This is a genomic window from Mesorhizobium sp. M2A.F.Ca.ET.039.01.1.1, from assembly GCF_003998035.1.
In the GTDB taxonomy this organism is placed as follows: domain Bacteria; phylum Pseudomonadota; class Alphaproteobacteria; order Rhizobiales; family Rhizobiaceae; genus Mesorhizobium.
This window is the reverse complement of record NZ_RZRY01001085.1, coordinates 1-1,572: the sequence shown is the minus strand read 5'-3', so window position 1 is coordinate 1,572 and position 1,572 is coordinate 1. Positions and strand designations below refer to the sequence as shown.

The window sequence follows — 1,572 nt, the reverse complement described above, 5'->3', positions numbered from 1 at the left end:
CTGCAAGAGGCAGCGGATGATCTCGATGCGCTGGCGTTCGCCGACGGAGAGGTCGCCGACCAGGGAGTCCGGATCGAGCGGCAGCCCATAGCTGAAGGACAGCGCCCTCGCCTTCGCCGCGATGGTGCTGATTGGCGAACCGTCATTGAGCGAAAGCGCGATGTTCTCGGCCGCTGTCAGCGCCTCGAACAGCGAGAAATGCTGGAACACCATGCCGATGCCGAGCTTCTTCGCCACGCCCGGGCTGGTGATCTTGACCGCCTTGCCGTCCCAGAAGATCTCGCCCGAGTTCGGCTCCAGCGAGCCGAACAGCATCTTGACCAGCGTCGACTTGCCGGCGCCGTTCTCGCCGAGCAGCGCGTGGATTTCGCCCTTTGCGATGTTGAGATCGATGTGATCGCACGCCGTCAGCGTGCCGAAAATCTTGGTGAGACCACGAACCTCAAGCAGGTTCTGCCTGTCATGATTTGCACTCACAGTGCCTCCCATCCGGCTTCCCGGACATGTTCTGTGTTCCCGAAAGCATGGTATGCGCGGCCGGCTCCCATCGGAAAGCAGCACCCAACTTGAAAGAGCTTCAAGAATTTCAGCGGAAACTCAAGGGCTAAGATAGACCTCTTGAGAACAGTAGCAAATCCGCATCGCGTTTCAGGGAAGCCGTGCCTTCGGGCACGGCAAGCCGCTGAAAAACAGGGCAGTTGGCTAAGGTATGATGCCGAAAAGTGCGAGGCGGTTTTCCTACGACATCATGCTCTAGGGAATGAGGACGGTCGTTCCCGTCGTCTTGCGGGCTTCGAGATCGGCTTGCGCCTTTCCTGCGTCCTTCAACGCGTAGCGCTGGTTGATCTTGATCTCGACGGCGCCGCTCTTGACCACATCGAAAAGCGCTTCTGCCGACTTCACCAGATCCTCGCGCTTGGCGTTGTAGACGAAGAGCGTCGGCCGGGTCGCGTAAAGCGAGCCTTTCTGGGCGAGAAGCGACATCGGGAAAGGCGGAACCGGTCCCGACGACGAGCCGAAGCTGACGAACATGCCGAGCGGCCGCAGGCAATCGAGCGAGGCGGGAAAAGTATCGGCGCCGACGGAATCGTAGACGACGTCGCATTTCTTCCCGCCGGTGAGCGCCGCGACGCCGGCGACGAAATCCTGCTCCTTGTAGTTGATGACATGATCGAAGCCATGCGCCCGCGCGAGCTCGATCTTGTCGGCGGAGCTCGCGGTGCCGATCACGATCGCGCCGAGATGCTTTGCCCATTGGCCGAGGATCAGGCCGACACCGCCGGCTGCCGCATGGTAGAGGATCGTGTCGCCGGCCTTGACTGGGAAGGTTCGACGCAAGAGGTATTCCGCCGTCATGCCCTTCAGCATCATCGCCGCCGCCTGCTCGTCGCTGATGCCGTCCGGCACCTTGACCACGCGGTCGGCGGCGATCACCCGCTGCTCGGCATAAGCCCCGACATTGACGGCATAAGCGATGCGGTCGCCGGGCTTCAGCCAGTCGACGCCGGTGCCGAGCGCCAGCACGACGCCCGCCGCCTCGCTGCCGGGAATCAGCGGCAAACCGCCGGGGGG

The 1,572-nt window shown here is 62.3% G+C and carries 2 protein-coding genes; both read right to left on the bottom strand.

Translation table 11 applies throughout. The features are described 5' to 3' along the window. The coding region (locus tag EOA24_RS37470) for an ATP-binding cassette domain-containing protein (RefSeq protein WP_189354578.1) at positions 1-489 on the bottom strand (489 nt) is incomplete at its 3' end. 264 nt (positions 490-753) lie between these two features. Beyond that, positions 754-1,572, bottom strand: an 819-nt coding sequence (locus EOA24_RS37465; RefSeq protein ID WP_133374890.1) for a quinone oxidoreductase, incomplete at its 5' end; no start/stop codon positions are given.